The organism is Kribbella sp. CWNU-51, from assembly GCF_054073265.1.
On record NZ_JBSXMZ010000004.1, the window covers coordinates 93,681 to 112,124 of the forward strand.

11 protein-coding genes are annotated in these 18,444 nt (G+C 67.5%); 7 read left to right on the forward strand and 4 right to left on the reverse strand.

Annotated features, from left to right (window positions below):
• Window positions 1–17: 17 nt before the first annotated feature.
• Both ACXC9Q_RS02550 and ACXC9Q_RS02555 read left to right on the forward strand, forming a co-directional pair.
• Entirely contained in the window at window positions 18–3,572 is a 3,555-nt protein-coding gene (locus ACXC9Q_RS02550; protein ID WP_457054836.1) for a choice-of-anchor D domain-containing protein, read from the forward strand.
• A 147-nt stretch (window positions 3,573–3,719) separates the two neighbouring features.
• Window positions 3,720–5,378 carry a DUF4091 domain-containing protein gene (locus tag ACXC9Q_RS02555; RefSeq protein WP_457054837.1) on the forward strand — a complete coding sequence of 553 codons (1,659 nt, stop codon included), beginning with the start codon at window positions 3,720–3,722 and terminating at the stop codon, window positions 5,376–5,378.
• Here ACXC9Q_RS02555 and ACXC9Q_RS02560 read toward each other — a convergent pair.
• Entirely contained in the window at window positions 5,290–6,120 is an 831-nt protein-coding gene (locus ACXC9Q_RS02560; RefSeq protein ID WP_457054838.1) for an AfsR/SARP family transcriptional regulator, read from the reverse strand. The genes ACXC9Q_RS02555 and ACXC9Q_RS02560 overlap by 89 nt on opposite strands.
• A 197-nt stretch (window positions 6,121–6,317) precedes the next feature.
• Between ACXC9Q_RS02560 and ACXC9Q_RS02565 the strand changes: the two genes are divergently transcribed.
• Window positions 6,318–8,426, forward strand: a complete 2,109-nt coding sequence (locus ACXC9Q_RS02565) for a transglycosylase domain-containing protein (RefSeq protein WP_457054839.1) — start codon at window positions 6,318–6,320, stop codon at window positions 8,424–8,426.
• A 30-nt stretch (window positions 8,427–8,456) separates the two neighbouring features.
• Here the strand turns inward: ACXC9Q_RS02565 and ACXC9Q_RS02570 are convergent, their stop codons facing one another.
• On the reverse strand, window positions 8,457–9,617 hold the full coding sequence (locus ACXC9Q_RS02570; protein ID WP_457054840.1) for a hypothetical protein: 1,161 nt from the start codon (window positions 9,615–9,617) through the stop codon (window positions 8,457–8,459).
• Between the two features lie 335 nt (window positions 9,618–9,952).
• On the opposite strand from ACXC9Q_RS02570, the gene ACXC9Q_RS02575 reads away from it, so the two are divergent.
• Entirely contained in the window at window positions 9,953–12,577 is a 2,625-nt protein-coding gene (locus ACXC9Q_RS02575; RefSeq protein WP_457054841.1) for a carbohydrate-binding protein, read from the forward strand.
• A gap of 88 nt (window positions 12,578–12,665) precedes the next feature.
• On the opposite strand, the gene ACXC9Q_RS02580 is transcribed toward ACXC9Q_RS02575, so the two are convergent.
• Window positions 12,666–13,778 (reverse strand): peptidoglycan-binding domain-containing protein, encoded by a 1,113-nt coding sequence (locus tag ACXC9Q_RS02580; protein WP_457055772.1) that lies wholly within the window; start codon window positions 13,776–13,778, stop codon window positions 12,666–12,668.
• Here ACXC9Q_RS02580 and ACXC9Q_RS02585 point away from each other — a divergent pair.
• The 3 genes from ACXC9Q_RS02585 (at window position 13,723) to ACXC9Q_RS02595 (ending at window position 15,406) form a co-directional block, all read left to right on the forward strand.
• The gene (locus ACXC9Q_RS02585) at window positions 13,723–14,160 is read left to right on the forward strand and encodes a ribonuclease H family protein (RefSeq protein WP_457054842.1); all 438 of its coding nucleotides are present in this window, start codon (window positions 13,723–13,725) and stop codon (window positions 14,158–14,160) included. The genes ACXC9Q_RS02580 and ACXC9Q_RS02585 overlap by 56 nt on opposite strands.
• Window positions 14,161–14,272: 112 nt before the next feature.
• Window positions 14,273–15,004 (forward strand): FHA domain-containing protein, encoded by a 732-nt coding sequence (locus ACXC9Q_RS02590; RefSeq protein WP_457054843.1) that lies wholly within the window; start codon window positions 14,273–14,275, stop codon window positions 15,002–15,004.
• Window positions 15,005–15,010: 6 nt separating this feature from the next.
• Window positions 15,011–15,406, forward strand: coding sequence for a hypothetical protein (locus ACXC9Q_RS02595; RefSeq protein ID WP_457054844.1), 396 nt, complete (start codon window positions 15,011–15,013; stop codon window positions 15,404–15,406).
• 76 nt (window positions 15,407–15,482) lie between these two features.
• Here ACXC9Q_RS02595 and leuS read toward each other — a convergent pair whose 3' ends face one another.
• A complete protein-coding gene (leuS, locus tag ACXC9Q_RS02600; protein ID WP_457054845.1) occupies window positions 15,483–18,413 on the reverse strand; it encodes a leucine--tRNA ligase in 2,931 nt (976 codons plus the stop codon).
• Between the last annotated feature and the right edge of the window lie 31 nt (window positions 18,414–18,444).

Below are 18,444 nucleotides of genomic sequence, written 5' to 3' on the forward strand. Positions count from 1 at the left end.
TCGAGAGAGAGCAGCGCATGTTCCGGTCAATCAAACCCTGGAGGGCCCGCGTCGGCGTGCTCGCCGCGTGCGGCGCGTTGGTCGCCGCCAGTCTTGCCGTCATGGCCGCCGTACCGGCGTGGGCCGCTGCGTCCGGCGGTGTCGGCGCCACCTTGCCGTACGTCGAAGTACAGGCCGAGAACTCGTCGACCAACGGGACCGTCATCGGTCCGAGCGCCGCCTACAACACGCTTGCCGCCGAGTCGTCCTATCGCAAGGCGGTGACGTTGCAGGGCACCGGCAAGTTCGTCGAGTTCACGACTCCCGCGGCGACGAACTCCATCGTCTTCCGCTACAGCATCCCGGACACCGGCTCCGGGTCGGTCTACACGCCGCAACTGTCCCTCTACGTCAACGGGACCAAGCAGCCCAACGTCACCCTGACCAACGCGTACAGCTGGTACTACGGCGGCTACCCGTTCACGAACTCGCCGGGGAGCAACCCGCATCACTTCTACGATGAGGTCCACCGGCTGTTCTCGACCACCTACCCGGCCGGCACGAAGTTCCGGCTGCAGGTCGACTCCGAGGACACTGCTTCGTCGTACACGATCGACTTCGCCGACTTCGAGAACGTCGCGGGCGCTCTGACCCAGCCGGCCGGCTCGGTCTCGGTGACCAGTACGGGCGCGGACCCGACGGGCGCCGCGGACTCGACCGCCGCGTTCAACTCGGCGATGACCGCAGCCGGCGCCGGCGGCACCGTATGGATTCCGGAGGGGACGTTCAGGATCCCGGGTCACCTGATCCTGAACAACATCACCATCAAGGGTGCGGGCATGTGGCGCTCGACCGTCGTCGGTGCGGCGCCGGGCTTCTACGGCAACTACGCCCCCAACGGCAGCAGCGGCGTACACCTGTCGGACTTCGCCATCTTCGGCGATGTCCAGGAGCGCAACGACGGCGCCCAGGTGAACGGCATCGGTGGCGCGCTGAACAACTCCACTGTGGACCGGGTGTGGATCGAACACGAGAAGGTCGGCGCCTGGATGGACGGCCCGTTCACCAACCTGGTCTTCAACGGCATGCGCATCCGCAACGTGACGGCCGACGGGGTCAACTTCCACAACGGTGTCACCAACTCCAAGGTCACGAACAGCGATCTGCGCAACCTCGGCGATGACGGCCTGGCGACCTGGGCGGAGCAGAACGCCGACGTCAACGACTCGTTCGACCACAACACGGTGCAGTACCCGATCCTTGCCAACGGCATCGCCATCTACGGCGGCCACGACAACTTCGTCACCGACAACCGGGTGATCGACGCGGGCCTCACCCAGGGCGGTGGAATCCACGTCGCGCAGCGGTTCGCCTCGACGACGCTCGGGCGTACGGACGTTCTGCGCAACACGATCATCCGGTCCGGGAGCCTGGATCCCAACTGGCAGTTCGGGGTCGGGGCACTGTGGTTCGACGCGCGGGACGGCGCGATGTCCGGCCTGACCAACGTCGACAACATCCTGATCCAGCAGAGCCCGTACGAGGCCGTCCAATTCGTCTCGGGCTCGAACATCAGCAACGTCAAGATCAACAACGCGACGATCCAGAACACCGGAACCTGGGTGGTCCAGGAGCAGGTCGGCGGCTCGGCGACCATCACCAACAGCACCGCCACCGGTACCCAGGCGCCCGGACCGATCTACAGCTGTGGCGTCGGCTTCACCCTCACCGACGGCGGCGGCAACTCGGGCATCTTCGCTCCTGGACAGTGTCAGAACATCACCGCGCCGGCGTTCCCGCCGTACCTGCCGGACAATGGATCGCAGCTCTCGATCAGCCCGAGCGCGCTGAGCTTCGGCTCCGTCGCGACCGGTACGTCGAGTGCCCCGCAGGCCGTCACCGTCACGAACAGCGGTACGGCGGCGGCGCCGGTCAGCTCCGTCGCGGTCACCGGTGACTACGGTCAGACCAACAACTGCGGCACCAGCATCGCGGCCGGCGCCTCGTGCACGGTCAACGTCACCTTCAGTCCCACGACGGCGGGCAGTCGAGCCGGAAACCTGACCGTCAACGCCGCCGGGGTCACCAGCACCGTCCCGCTGTCGGGTACGGGCGTCGCACCCGGGCCGATTCTCACCCCGAACCCGGGCAGCCTGTCCTTCCCGGATACCCAAGTAGGAAGTTCTTCGCCGACTCAGACCGTTGCGGTGACCAACTCCGGTACGACGTCGGCGACGGTGTCGGCCGTGTCCGCCTCGGGCGACTTCAGTCAGACGAACAACTGCGCCACGGTCGCGGTCGGCGCGTCCTGCACGGTGACGGTCACGTTCCGGCCGACTGCGTCGGGAGCGCGTGCCGGCGGCGTGACCGTGACCAGCAACGCCAACAACAGCCCGACCTCGATCTCCCTGACGGGCAACGGCATCGGGACCGACACCAACCTCGCGTTCGGCAAGCCGGCGTCGGCGAGCAGCCAGGTCAACGGCACGCAGACCCCTGCGATGGCAACGGATGGCGACGCGAACACCTATTGGGAAAGTGCCAACAACGCCTTCCCGCAGTGGCTGCAGGCGGACCTCGGAGCGGCACGCAGCATTGGCAAGGTGACGCTGAAGCTTCCGCCGAGCTCGGCGTGGGGCACGCGCACGCAGACGTTGTCGGTCCAGACGAGCACCGATGGATCGAACTTCAGTACGGCGGTCGCGTCCGCGACGTACACGTTCACGTCACCTACCAACGTCGTGAACATCACCGTTCCGGCGACCAACGCTCGCTACGTGCGGGTCAACATCACGGCCAACAGCGGTTGGCCTGCCGGGCAGGTGTCGGAACTCGAGGTGTACCCGAGCGGTGGCAGCCCGATCAACGCTCCGGTGTTGAGCGCCAGCCCGTCCTCGCTCACCTTCGGATCGCAGACGCTCAACACGACAAGTGCCGCCCAGGCGATCACCGTGACCAACACGGGCAGTCTGGCCGCCTCGGTCTCGAGCGTGACGGCCTCGGGTGACTACACGCAGACCAACAACTGCAGCAGCATCGCGATCAACGCCTCGTGCACGGTCAACGTCAGCTTCCGGCCGACCGCATCGGGGACGCGGACCGGTACGTTGACGATCAACAGCAATGCGACCAACAGCCCGACCACCGTCGCTCTGTCCGGTACCGGCGCTGGTGCCACGAGCACCAACCTCGCCGCGGGCAAGCCCACCAGCGAGTCCAGCCACGCTGATGTCTACCCGTCGAGCAACGTGACCGACGGCAACCAGGCGACGTACTGGGAGAGCGCGAACAACGCCTTCCCGCAGTGGGTACAGGTCGACCTCGGCTCTGCAAGCAGCGCCAGCCGGATCGTCCTGCAGCTGCCCGCCGCATGGGGAGCGCGCACCGAGACGCTGTCTGTCCTCGGCAGTACCGACGGCACGACCTTCAGCACGGTCGTCGGATTCGCGGGCTACTCCTTCGCCCCGGCTAGCAACAACACGGTGACCATCACCTTCGCCCCGACGACCAAGCGCTACTTCCGGCTGAACATCACGGCGAACACAGGGTGGGCCGCGGGCCAGCTCTCCGAGTTCCAGGTCTGGAACTCCTAGTCAGGGACCTCCGGCCGGTACGACGAACCAGTCGTACCGGCCGGAGGTATGGACTCATCGTTGTGTATTGATGCGCGAATCTGCATCATAGGGTCCACAATCACGCAAAGGAGCGTGTCGTCCTGGCGTTGGAAGGAGTGGTCCGAAGTGACCGCGAAGTGGACGTTCGTACTCTGCGATGCGCTGGCGAAGGTGCACCCGGTTCGGGACCCGCGGCCCGTGGCCGCCGCAACCCGGTTCCAGGCGTTCCTCGGCGAGCCGGCGTCCTTCCAGCTCGCCTACCGCCCTCCGCTCGACCCGACGTTCCGCGACCCGCGCCCGCTCCAGGTGCGGATCGAGGGGGAAGCCGGCGACCTGGTCACGGTGTCGAGCGTGGACCTCGTGCCTTGCGCCTTCCTCGCTCTCCCGGGGCATGACGACGGCTATGAGTGGGACGAACCCGGGCTGTATCCGGACGTGCTGCGTCCCGTGCCGAACGGCGAAGCTCCCGTGCGGTTCGGCAGTTGGGGGGCGGTGTGGTTCGACCTGACCGCGACCGATCCGGTGCGGGCCGGCGTACACGAACTCACGATCGTGATGATCTCGCCGGACGGGTCTGAGCTCCATCGGGAGCCGGTCACCGTCGAAATCACCGGTATCGAGCTGCCGCCACTCGACATCGTGTCGAGCCACTGGATGCACCTCGACGCACTTGCCGATCACTACGGTGTCGAGGTGTTCAGCGAAGAGCACTGGACCCTCGTCGAGCGATTCATCGCATCGGCGGTGGAAATGGGTGTGACTTCGCTGCTCGCACCGGTCTGGACGCCACCGCTCGACACTGCGGTCGGTTCGTACCGCACCGTTGTGCAGCTCATCGACATCACGGCGACCACCGAGGGATACCGGTTCGGATTCGATCGGCTTCGGCGCTGGCTCGACCTGTGCCGACGCAGCGGGATCACCGGCGTCGAGGTCGCACATCTCTTCACCCAGTGGGGCGCGGAGGCAACGCCGGGCATCGTCGTGAACCAGGAGCGAGCGTTCGGCTGGGACGTCCCGGCGACCGACGCACGGTACCGAACCTTGATGGAAGCGCTGCTGCCGGCGCTGCAGGCGGTGCTCGACGAGGAATGGGACCGCGATCACGTGGTCTTCCACATCTCGGACGAGCCGTCCGGGGAGGGCGGACTCGCGAGCTACCTCGCCGCGAAAGCCGTCGTCGCCGATCTCCTGAAGGGCTGGACGGTCGTCGACGCCCTCAGCGAGCACTCCTTCTATACATCGGGTGCCGTTCCCGTGCCCGTCGTCGCGACCGATCACGTCGAACCGTTCCTGGCGGAGCGGCCGGAACACATGTGGGTGTACTACTGCGTCTCACAGGATCGCGATGTCGCGAACCGATTCATCGGGATGCCCTCGTCGCGCAACCGTGCGATCGGGCACCAGCTCTTCGCCTCCGGAGTGGACGGATTCCTTCACTGGGGATTCAACTTCTGGTACTCCTGGCACTCCATCCGGCAGGTGGACCCCTTCACGGACACCTCGGCCGGAGGTGCGTTCCCGTCCGGAGACCCCTTCGCCGTCTACCCCGGTCCAGACGGAACCCCCTGGCCGTCGATCCGCTTCCGCGTCTTCGCCCAAGCGATGTGGGACCACCGCGCACTACAGGCCGTACGCGCGGCCCACGGAACGACCGCGGCCCTGGACCTCATCGACCCCGACCGCACCCTCCACTTCAACCGACCGGTCCTCGACCCGAACCACTACTACCAAGCCCGCCAGCAGATAACCGCAGCACTGACCAACACCGGACCCGTGGCTTAGAGCAACTAGTGCTGAGCTGTCGGTTGCCGCGGTTGCTTGGCAGGAACCAGTTCAGGCGATTGCGCGAGTACCTGCGCCTCCAGTTCGCGGCCAGCGCGTCGGCCTGTCGATGGGCGCGGTACAACCCGAGCGCCAGCAGCCGCCACCGCTCCTCCCGCAACGGCTCCTCGGCGACCATCCCCTCCAGCTCGGCAGCGACGAGGGCCGCTTCCCCGAGATCGAGACGAGCGGCGAGCAGCCGTTCCCGGCCGACAGATCGCAGCTCGGTCAGGCGGGCGATCTCGGCAGCGGCCCACGGCTCGTCGGAGTACTCGGCCAGCGCCGGACCACGCCACAGCGCTAGCGCCTCGTGCAGCGCGGCCGCCGCCTCCGCAGGCGAGGTCGTGGCCTTCTGCAGCAGGGTCTCGAACCGCCAGGCATCAACCGCGTCGGAGGGGAGTCGGACGGCATACCCGGGACCCTCGCGGACGACGACCGCGGACCGCGCCCTAGCCGGTGACCCCGGCTCCAAGCTACGGCGCAGGTGCGAGACATAGGACTGCAGGGCGCCGGCGGTGTTGCCAGGCGCATGTTCTCCCCAGACCGCGTCGGCGAGCCGCTCGGCCGGGACGACCTCGCCGCGTGCGAGCACCAGCACGGCGAGTACGGCGCGCTGCCGCCGCCCACCCAGATCGAGCACGGCACCGTCGTACGACGCCGTGAACTCGCCGAGCAGGTTGATCCGCAGCTGGTCCGCCCCCACGCCACCACCCCCACCGCCACGGTAAACGAAGAAGACTCATTTCGACATCGCCTCCGCGGTCGGTGAGCGCCCTGCTACTACCAGTCGCGAGGCTGAGACGGCCGCCAACTCGTTGCGGGGGGCAACTGATGCGGTGATGGATGAGAGGACGCTGAGAGCGACGTGTCTGGTCTGGGATCGCGAACTAGCTTGGAGAGGTGCGCGCTGCCGGGCAGGGGTTTCGATCGCTGACGAGGTTCTTCGGCGTCAGTGCGCTGGCCGGTGCACTGCTGGCCGGGCTGCTGGTACCGCTTGCCGGGCTGGCGGGGATCGGCAGCGAGCAGGTGGTCGACTCGCTCCACGCGTTGCCGGAGAGATTGACGTCGCAGCCGCCCGAGGTGCGGACCCGGATTCTGGCAGCTGACGGGAGCTTGATCGCGAATCTGTACGAGGAGAACCGCGCGCCGGTCGGGCTGAACCAGATCGCCCCGACGATGCGGCAGGCGATCGTCGCGATCGAGGACTCGCGGTTCTACCAGCACGGCGCACTCGATCTCCAGGGCACGCTGCGGGCGATGATCCGCAACCGCGCCGACGGAACTGTCCAAGGCGGCTCAAGCATCACCCAGCAGTACGTCAAGCTGACCCTGCTCGAGAACGCCCGCACCCCGGCCGAGCAACGCGCCGCGACCGCGCTCACCTACCAGCGCAAGCTGACCGAGCTGCGGTACGCGATCGCGGTCGAGCAGGAGTACTCCAAGGACGAGATCCTGGCCAGGTACCTGAACCTGGCGAACTTCGGCGACGGGACGTACGGCGTCCAGGCCGCCGCCCAGCACTACTACGGCGTCAACGCCTCCGAGCTCACGCTTCCCGAGGCCGCGATGCTGGCCGGTATCGTCAAGAACCCGAGCGGCTACGACCCGGTGACCAATCCGGTGCAGGCCAGGAACCGCCGGGACACGGTGCTCGAGCGGATGCTCCAGCTCGGCCGGATCTCGGTCGCCGAGGCGAACTCGGCGCTGCGGACACCGGTGATCGACCTGTCCAAGGTGCGCCCGCTGCTCAACGGCTGCGCGAATTCGCCGTACCCCTTCTACTGTGAGTACGTCGTCTCCAAGCTGCTCCAGAACCCGGCGCTCGGCGACACCGTCCAGGAGCGCGACCAGTATCTGAAGACCGGTGGCCTGACGATCCGGACGTCGCTGGACCCGCGCATCCAGGCCGCCGCACAGCACTCGATCGACCAGCACAGCAACCCGACCGACAACACGATCGCAGCGGTCACCGTGGTCGAGCCGGGGACCGGACTGGTCAAGGCGATGGTGCAGAGCACGCCGTACGGCGAGGGCCGGGGCGAGACGGCGTACAACTACAACGTCGAGAAGTCCTACCCCGGTGGGTACGGCGGGTTCCAGAACGGCTCGACCATGAAGGCGTTCACCATCGCCGCGGCGATCCAGCAGGGGATCCCGATCGACTACCAGATCAACTCGCCGGCGCAGATCGACCTGAGCGGCGTCCCGTTCCGGACCTGCACGGGACGGACGCGGGACCTGAACTACCGGCCGGTGAACTCGACCAGGAGTGGTGACTTCACCATGGTCGACGCGGCCCGGTTCTCGGTGAACACCTACTTTCTGCAGCTGTCCGAGAAGACCGGCTGGTGCGCGCCCGCGACGGTCGCTGCCGAGCTCGGCATGTACAACGCGCAGACGCTGCAGCCGCTCGACCAAGTGGTGTCGTTCACCCTTGGAGTCGGCTACGTGACTCCGCTCATGCTGTCGAACGCGTATGCGACGTTCGCCGCCCGTGGTGTCTACTGCCAGCCCCTACTCGTCACCTCGATCACCGACCAGGCCGGCAAGTCGATCGCGACCCCGGGCCAGTCCTGCCAGCAGGTCCTCGAACCATGGGTCGCGGACGGCGTGAACCGGGTGCTGAGCGCGGTCATGCAACCCGGTGGGACCGGCGGGAACCTGACCTTCGGGAACTGGGATCTGGCCGGCAAGACCGGCACCATCAACCAGAATCTCGCCGTCTGGTTCTCCGGCTACACCCCGAACCTCGCCGCCGCGGCGGTGGTCGCCGACGCGACTCCGCCGTACACGAACCTGATGCACGGGCACCAGTTGGACGGTCAGGACATCACCGACCCGACCGGTTCGGGTACGGCGGGACCGATCTGGGAGACCGCGATGCGCGGTGCACTGGACGGGATGCCGCTGGAACACTTCGTCGCCCCACCGGACCGGGTCCTCGGCAGCCTGGCCGGCCAGAGCTCGAGTCAGACCGCCGGCCCGAACCAGAACCAGAACGGTGGTTGACCAGGGCAAACCGTACGGGCGATGGCGTGGTCAGTGGCTGGTGACGACGAGTGTCGGCGGGTCGTGGACGAGGCCCGGAAGGGCGTTCGTCTCGTACGGCTGCCGCAGTCCGGGCCGCCAGGCGAGGAGCCGGGTGCGGGATCCGGCGTTGAGGGCGATCACCAGCCAGTCATCACGGCCGGCGAAGGCCAGCCCGGGTTGCGACTTGGTGGGCAGTTCGATCCCTGGCACGATGCTCAGCCGGCCGGTGTCGAGTTGCAGGATCGCGATGTCCATGGGCGCGAGCGGATGGCCGTCGAAACGCGGGTCTGTCGATGCTCGTTGGATCAGGAAGGCGACCCTCGTCCCGTCCGGGCTGACGACACCGCAGCAGGCGGCGCGTGGAAGGGGCGATCCGAGGGTCTCCCCACCGGCGATCAACCGGCGGTGGAGCCTGCACGGTGACGCGTCGTCGTGACACCCGGTGGTCCAGAAGACTTGGCCTGCGCCGGCCGCGAGTGGCGCGACATATTGGTCGAGCTTGGCCTGTAACCGACCGGTCCGTGCGTCGACGAGGGCGAGCCACGTCGGTGAGATCCCCGGATCGGGCTGCATCAGCCCGACGATCGTGTCGCCCACGATCGCGGATGCGTAGAACCCGAGCGGCAGCCGGACCCGCTGCCCGCCGGCGACCGGAGCGATCGTCCCGTAGGGGTTGTCGATGTCACTGGCGAAGGAAGCGATCCAGACCCGATTGCCGTCGGTCAGCGCCCACTCGGTGGGACGGAGTGGGCGGATGACACTCACCCGGTGATCGACGCTGATGCGCAACATCGCGTAGGGAGCCGTCTCGCTGCACGACCCGGTTGTCGCGTACGCCGTGACCGGGTCACTGGCCAGCACAGCGGCGTACTCGCCCGGACGGACGACTGCGTCAGGCAACGTCGTCGCGCGGCCGCTGTCGAAGTCGACGAGTCGCAGCCGGTCTCCGCCGAGCAGCACCTGGATCCCGGTGTGCCCCGCGGGTGGCGCACTCGACACGATAGGCAGCAGCGTGTCCGCCCCACAGGCGCCGGGCGCCGTCGGCCACGCCGCGGCTGTCCGCCCGCCCGGGATCGCGTTGATCGCCTCGGACGGGGTGGGACTCGGCACCGCCTGATGGGGCGGACGATCCGTCGAGGCGCGAAGGACGATCAGGGTCAGCACCGCCACCAGGACCAGAATCCATCCGGCTCTTCGGCGCCCACGTCTCGAAGCCTTCCCGACTTCGAGGATCTCTTCCTGATCGTGCTCCACACCACCATGAAAACACCGCCCGTGCCGCTTCGGCCCTGAATCGCCCGGTGCTCGGCGCCACTGATCCGCGGAGCTGGGGCAACCTCGCCATCCCTTCCGTCTTGACGCGTCGCTGACATTCGCGTTTATCCTCCTCACGGTGTCTTCGCGATTTCTCGATGTTTCGCAGCAAATTCCTGACACCGTGGCCGACGCGGCGCCCATCATCGGGACAGCCCGCTCCCGACCTGCGGAGGCCAGAGAGGAAGACCATGCGTCCTGTCCCGCTCCGTCGACTGGCCGGCGCCGCGTGCGCTGCCGTCCTGACCACTGTTCCCATCGCCGTTGCGCTCGTCGTACCGGCGGTTGCCGACACGGCTGTCGGTGCCACTGTGCCGTTCACCTCCTACGAAGCCGAGGCCGGTTCGCTCGGCGGTGGCGCGACCTCGGTGTCGCTGACCGCTGCGCCGACGACGCAGTACTCCAGTGCTTCGCTGGAGGCATCCGGGCACGCTTACGCCCACCTCGCGAGCACCGGCCAGAGCGTGCAGTGGACCAACACGACCGGCCGCCCGATCAGCGCGATCACCGTCCGGCTGAGCATCCCCGACAGCAGCAACGGTGGCGGCCAGACCAGCACGCTGAACCTGTACGTCGACGGAGGTCTGCGCCAAGCGCTCAACGTCAACTCGAAGCAGACCTGGCTGTATGAGGGCAACAACAACGACAACGGCAACAGCCAGAATCCCTCCGACGGTGACCCGCGGGTGTTCTTCGACGAGACGCGCACCTTCGTCACCGGTACGCCGATCGCCGCGGGCAGCACGTTCATGGTGCGTAAGGACGCCGGCAACTCGGCCGCCTTCTATGACATCGACGTCGTCGACGTGGAGAACCCGCCGGCTCCCATTGCCCAGCCCGCCAACTCGATCTCCGTCACCGATTGCGGCGCGGTCGCCGACAACACGCCGACCAACGGTGCGGCCGACCCTGCCTCGGTCGACAGCCGGGCCGCGATCCAGAACTGCATCAACCAGGCGCAGTCGCAGGGGAGGATCTTGTGGATTCCAGCCGGCACCTTCTACGTGAAGGGGACGCAGGGTCTGCAGGCTCAGGGCATCACGATCGCCGGCGCGGGCGCGTGGTACAGCACGATCTACCGCGACGTACCGCTGCCGAACAGCACCCCGCTGCCCGCGTTGTGGGGCCTGACCTCGACCACGATCCAGAACCTGCACGTCGCCTCGAACGCGACCAGCCGCGCCACCATCGACGGCGCGGGCGGCTCGATGGACGTCACCGGAACGAACTGGGTGGCCGATGGGATCTGGACCCAGCACACGCTCTCCGGCTTCTGGGCCTCCGGCACCGGTGGCACCATCCGGAACAACCGCCTCACGACGATCTGGGCCGATGGCGCCAACATCAACAACGTCTCGATGGGCAACTCCGTCGGCAACAACCTGACCGTCACCAACAACTTCGTCCGTGGCACCGGTGACGACGCCCTGGCGATCAACTCCGTCAATTACAACGACATCGGCGGCACGCGGGTCTACTACACCCCGATGGCGAATGCGGTGGTGACGAACAATACGTCGATCGCTCCGTGGGGCGGCAAAGGCGTCGGCGTGTACGGCGGCAGTGGCCATCGGATCGAGAACAACTACGTTTCCGACACCGCCCGCTACATCGGCCTGGGTGTGGGGCGTTTCGGTGTCAACGGCAACGATCTGCTGTCGGCCACGGTCGCCGGCAACGTCGTCGTACGTTCCGGTGGGAATGCCTACAACCAGGGGCAGCCTGCGTTCCACATCGGGAACGGCGGTGACGGGCAGAACGTCGGTGTGGTCGACCGCGTCACCGCGACCAACAACACGGTCCTCAACTCGCTGTACGACGGCATCGGCTTCTCCACCTCGACCAACACCCAGCTCCAGAACAACACCGTCACCTCGCCATGGCGCAACGGCATCGTCATCGCGCCGCCGTTCTATCCTGCTCCCTCCGGATCCGCGACGATCACCGGTAACACAGTGACCGGCGGCGGTACGCCGTACCTCAACAACTCCGGCGGCTTCAGTGCGTCGCTCAGCGGCAACAGCTGGCAGAGCGGTACCCCGGAAGGCCCGTACGGCGGGACGCCCGCCGCGATCCCCGGCACCGTGCAGGCGGAGAACTACAACACCGGCGGGCAGGGCGTCGCGTACAACGTGAGCTCGATCAACGGCAGTGCGAACAACTATCGCACCGACGGCGTGGACCTCGAGTCCACTTCAGATACCGGCGGCGGCTACAATGTGGGCTGGACGGGTACCGGCCAGTGGTTCCATTACACCGTCAACGTTGCCACCGCCGGCACGTACAGCGTGGCGATGCGGATCGCGACGCCGGCCGCGGTGACCAACGCATTCCATCTGGCCAGCGCCTCCGGCACCAACCTCAGCGGCAACGTCAGCCTCCCATCGACCGGTGGCTGGCAGAACTGGTCAGCCGTCACCACCCAGGTGACCCTGCCGGCCGGGCTGCAGACCCTGACGGTCTACCAGGACAACGGCGGCTGGAACCTCAACAGCCTGCAGTTCACCGGCGGGTCGACGGCACCCGCGAACCTGGCGGCGGGCAAGCCCACCAGCGAGTCCTCGCACAACCAGGTCTACGCGTCGGCCAACCTGACTGACGGGAACCAGTCGTCCTATTGGGAGAGCGCGAACAACGTCTTTCCGCAGTGGGCGCAGGTAGATCTCGGCTCTGCTCAGGCCGCGAGCCGGGTCGTGCTGCAGTTGCCCGCTTCCTGGGGAGCGCGTGACCAAACCTTGTCGCTGCTCAGGTCGACCGACGGCAACACCTTCACGACTGTGAAGGCCTCCGCGGCGTACACCTTCTGGACCCAATAGACACCAACGCCGGACCTATTGCTGTAAGCAACTACCAGTGACCGCAGGGACATCCGAGCAGGCGGCACGACCTGTGCCGCCTGGGGGGTCAGATGACTTGGAAGCGGCCACGGCCGAGGTTGGCCAGGTCCTTCGGGCCTGGGATGCCATCGATGAACTTGGGGGCGCTGCCGATGGCCTTCTGATGCAACTTGTAGGCCCCACGGGTGAACTTGCCGGCCCGGCCGTCGACGGCCAGCCTCGTCTTGAGGCGGGCATTGAGTGCCAGCTGGATCGTCTTGACGTCGGGCAACACCTTGGTGCCGCCGGCCCTGAACTGCTGCTGAACCGTCACCAGATGTACCACCGGCCGACCCCCGACCGGTACCGCGCCGCCAGTTGGCATGGTCAACGGGAACACTGTGATCTTCACCCGTGGACCATCGAGCGGGCCGCCGTCCTTCAGCCCGTTCCTGCCGTTCCTGTAGGCCTCCACCTGCCTGGCCGCGGACGGATCCATACCAGGATCACCGATGGCCACCGCGTGGATGTGGTCGGCGAATCCCTGCTTCGTGGTGCGATGGAAGGCGGCGAAGGAGACCTTGCGGAGCTCGACGAGTGTTTGTGCCTGCTGTGCCGCGGTTTGGTCCTTCGTCCGGATATCCACGACCCCGGCGCGGTTGTGCGTCGGACCGGACCGCTTGGCTGCCTTTCCGGCCAGGAAAGAGCCTTGCACAATGACGAGTTTGCGCCCGAGTCTGCGTTCGACGGCCTCGAGCATCGCCTTGGTACGGCGGTTGATCACCAGCGGTCGTCCTGAGGAGTCCCTGCCGAGGGATATTTTCTCCAAGAACACATTGGCCATGATCTTTCGTCCCCCTTCAGGCCGGTTCGCGGGCCTCAGATCCGTGGCGCCGTTCGGTGGCTCGATCGTCGGCCCCGGCGCGTCCAGCGCGGCCCCCACGGCCAGCGGAATGCTGTCTAACCACAGTGAACGGCCGGGCAGGCTGGGACAAGGGGAAGCCGGGACTTCGACGGACGCGGTGCCTCGCAGCGCAACGGGTTGGCGGTCGTGGTCGTCGTCGATGTCGGCGCACCAGCCGCCGGCGGGGTAGGGTTTCGCTCTGATGTCTCCAGCCCGCGCCCGCCGTCCTCGTCCGGCCGACATGACAGTCCCCGTCGGCGCGCGCACGGTGTTCACCGACGGTGCCTGCTCGGGCAACCCTGGACCTGGAGGCTGGGCCTGGGCGCTGTCGACGACGGAGTATGCCGCTGGTCACGAGGCTGCCTCCACGAACCAGCGGATGGAGATCCGTGCCGCCCTCGAGGCCGTGCGGGCCAACGACGGTCCGCTCCTGGTCGTGTCGGATTCGACCTACGTTGTCAACTGCTTCCGCGACGGATGGCACAGAGGTTGGCTCGAGCGAGGCTGGCTGACCTCAGCAAAGAAGCCGGTTGCCAACAGGGACCTCTGGGAGCCCCTGGTGGCGTTGGTGATCAAGCGCGGGGATGTCGCCTTCCAGTGGGTAAAGGGCCATTCCGGTCACGAGATGAACGACTTCGTGGATGGCTTGGCCGTCGCTGCCTGCTTCCCACAGCACTGACCTGGATGGACGCGCGACATCCCATGTCTTGTGACGCTCCGGCGCGAGTGCTTTCCTGATCGTGGGGCTGCGGTGCGGACGGGCGAGGTGCCTGTGGTCGCCGCAGAAGACGATGAGCGATGGATCGAGTACGACGTACCTCGTGGTGGAAACCGGATCGCACGAGGGGCAGCGGATCAATCTGACCGGCGCCCGTCTGACGGTCGGCCGGTTGCCGACCTGCGAGGTGCGGTTCGAGGACCCGTACCTGAGCCGGACGCATGCGGCGCTGTGGCAACAGGGCGGTGTGGACTACGTCGAAGATCTAGGCTCGGCCGGCGGCACCTTCGTGAACGGCGAGGCGATCACGGTGCCACGGCGGCTGTACCCGGGGGACCGTGTTGCGTTCGCGGACCTGCAGCTTCGCTACGACACGGGCGAGGGCGCGCCGACCGCGGTTCGCTACGACATCGGCGATCAGCGAGCGCACACGATCAACAATGTCGGGCGGGACCAGTACGTGCAGCATGTGATCCAGCAGCGGGAGAACTTCTTCCGTGAGATCGCTGCGACGAAGACGAAGGCCCGGTGGCTGGTCTGGATCGGTGTTGTGGTGTTCCTGGTTGGGCTCGCCATCGCCGCCGTCGGTTGGTACTCGTACGCCGGTCAGATCCTGAACTTCTCGTCCGCATCCAGCATGCCCAGCCGTGACGACTTGAGCGGCTTCTTCGTGTTCGCGCTCGGGGGCCTGGTCAACCTGGTCGGCGTACTGCTGATCATCGCCGGGATCGTGCTGCACGTCGTCGCGACCGCGCGCCGCCGCCGGGTCGACCGGGAACTGCCGCCACCCCAGCTCATGAGATGAGTCGCGATGACCTTCAACATCGGCAACCAGAACGCCGCCAACATCAACAACGTCGGCCGCGACCAGCACATCACCGGCGGTCAGACCGGCATCGTGGTGACATCGGAGCAGGCCCTGCAGGCGCTCGCCGACCTGCGAGCGGGCGTCAAGGCCACGCGTCTCGACCCGGTGCCCTCGGTCGCGGTGGAGACGGAACTCGGCGAGATCGAGGCCGGTTTCCGCCAGCCGGAGCCAGATCGGACCCGGATCGCGCCGAGGCTCGAGCGGCTGACCCGCATCCTCCTCGCCGCGGGATCCTTGGCCTCGGCCGGATCGGCCCTCGTTGGACCCCTCGGCGTACTCGCGCACTGGCTGGGAGCTCTCGGAGCGCCCATCCTCGGCCTCCTGCCGGCTCTGCTGTGAGTTGTGTGTCCGAGGAGGAACACGCACCTTAACCACAGGCCTACAGCTCCACGTCTGAGCCCCACACCAGCCGCGGTCATCCAGTGACGATGTTGACCAGCCGCCCGGGCACCACGATCACCCGCTGGACGTCGACGTCGGCCAGCATGCGGACCACCTGAGCGTCGGCCAGCACCAGCGCCTCGGTGCTCGCCTTGTCGGCGTCGGCAGGTAGCACGGTCGTCGCCCGCACCTTGCCGTTCACCTGCACCGCGATCTCGACCGTGTCGGTCGTCAGCAGGGTCGGGTCGGCGATCGGGAAGGTCTCCCACGCCAGCGACTCTGCATGCCCGAGCCGCGACCACAACTCCTCGGCGACATGGGGTGCCAGGGGGGCCAGCATCAGCAGCAATGGCTCGACGACCTCCCGGGGTGCTCCTCCGGCCGCGCCCCATCGCGCGGTCAGGTGGTTGTTCAGCTCGGTGATGCGGGCGATCGCGGTGTTGAAGCGCAGCCCTTCCATACCCTCGCGCACGGCGGCGATGGTCCGGTGGAGCTGCCGCCGGGTCTCCTCGTCGGCCGCGTCCGAAGAGACCCGCGGCGAACCGGTCTCCTCGTCGACGACGTTGCGCCAGACCCGCTGCAGTAGCCGGTAGACACCGATGACCGCCTTGTTGTCCCATGGCCGGGATTGCTCCAGCGGACCGGTGAACATCTCGTACAGCCGCAGCGTGTCCGCGCCGTACTCGGCGTACATCTCGTCCGGGGCGATGGAGTTCTTCAGGCTCTTGCCCATCTTGCCGAACTCGCGGGTGACCGGCCGGCCCTCGTAGGTGAAGCTGCCGTCGACCTCGGTGACCTGCGCCGCCGGTACGTAGAAGCCGCGCTCGTCGGAGTACGCGGCGGCCTGGATGTAGCCCTGGTTGAACAGCCGGGCGAACGGCTCGGACGCCGACACGTGCCCCAAGTCGTACAGCACCTTCTGCCAGAAGCGCGCGTACAGCAGGTGCAGTACGGCGTGCTCGACGCCGCCGACGTACAGATCGACGCCGCCGGTCGGATTGTCGGCGGTCGGCCCCATCCAGTACCGCTCGACCTCCGGGTCGACGAAGCGGTCGTGGTTGGTCGGGTCCAGGTAGCGGATCTCGTACCAGCAGGAGCCGGCCCACTGCGGCATCGTGTTGGTCTCGCGGCGGTATGTCTTCAGCCCGTCGCCCAGGTCCAGTTCGACCTCGACCCAGTCCGGCAGCCGGGACAGCGGCGGCTCCGGCTCTGAGTCGGCCGCGTCCGGTCCGTCGTACGTACGCGGCGAGAAGTCCGTCATCTCAGGCAGCTCGACCGGCAGCATCGACTCGGGCAGCGGCACCGGCAGCCCGTGCTCGTCGTACACCATCGGGAACGGCTCGCCCCAGTACCGCTGTCTGCTGAACAGCCAGTCCCGCAGCTTGTACGTGATCGCCGCCTCGCCTCGGCCCTGCACCTGCAGCCAGGTCGTGATCCGGGCCTTCGCCTCCTCCTTACCCAGTCCGTTCAGCGATACGCCGGCGTTCGCAGAGGCGACCAGGACGCCGTCGCCGGTGTACGCCTCCGGCCACTCGGCCGGTGGGGTGTGCGGGCCGATCCGGTGCCGCTCGTTCCACTCGGCCGGCGGCTCGATCACCTTGACTACGGGCAGGTGGAACTTCTGCGCGAACTCCAGGTCCCGCTGGTCGTGCGCGGGCACCGCCATGATGGCGCCGCTGCCGTACCCCATCAGCACGTAGTCGGCGACGAAGATCGGCACCTGCTCCCCGTTGACCGGGTTGAGCGCTGATGACCCGGTGAAGACGCCGGTTTTGTCCCGGCCCTCGGTCTGCCGCTCCAGGTCTGAGCGCCGCGAGGCTGCATGACGGTAATCGGTGACGGCCTTGCCCGGCGTCGGGGCGTCACCGGTCCACTCCGGACGTGCGTCGTCCGGCCACCGGTCGGCCGTGACCTCGTCCACCAGCGGGTGCTCCGGGGCCAGAACCAGGTAGGTGGCGCCGAACAGTGTGTCCGGCCGGGTCGTGAAGACCTCGATGTCGCCAGCGGGCGAGCCGAAGCGGACCCGCGCGCCGCTGGATCGGCCGATCCAGTTGCGTTGCATCTGGGCCACCGACTCCGGCCAGTCGACCGAGTCCAGGTCGTCGATCAGCCTGTCCGCAAACGCGGTGATCCGCAGCATCCACTGAGTGAGCGGCCGCCGGTAGACCGGGAAGTTTCCGCGCTCGCTGCGGCCGTCGGGGGTGACCTCTTCGTTGGCTAGCACGGTGCCGAGGCCGGGGCACCAGTTGACGACCGCATCTGACCGGTACGCCAGCCGGTGTGCGTCCACCACATGCCGGCGCTCCACTGGGGACAGCTCGGGCCACGGTCGGCCGAACGGGTTGGTGCCCTGGGCCGGCTCCCGGACCCGGGCGTCCAAATCGGCCCACAGTTCCGCGACCGGGCGGGCCCTGCTCGCGGCCGCGTCGTACCAGGCGTCGAAGATCCGCAGGAAGATCCATTGGGTCCAGTGGTAGAAGTCGACGTCCGTGGTGGCAACGCTGCGGCGCAGGTCGTGGCCCAGGCCGAGCCGGCGCAGCTGCCGCCGGTAGGTCCGGATGTTGGCCTCGGTGGTGGCTCGGGGGTGTTGCCCGGTCTCCACCGCGTACTGCTCGGCGGGCAGGCCGAATGCGTCGAAGCCCATCGTGTGCAGCACGTTGGCCCCGGCCATCCGCAGGTAACGGGCGTACACGTCGGTACCGATGTAGCCCAGCGGGTGGCCGACGTGCAGGCCGGCGCCGCTCGGGTACGGGAACATGTCCAGCACGTAGCGGCGCGGCCGGCCGGCGACCTCGTCGAAGCCGTCGGACAGCGGGCCGGTCGGGTTGGAGGCATGGAAGGTGCCCTCCCGCTCCCACCGCTCCTGCCAGGCGGTCTCGATCCGCCTGGCCAGCGCCGCGGTGTAACGGTGCGAAGGGATACCGGCCGTCGGTGTCTCCGTGGTCCCGTCGACAACTTCGCTCATCGCCGTCGCTCCTTGCTCGGGTGCGGATACG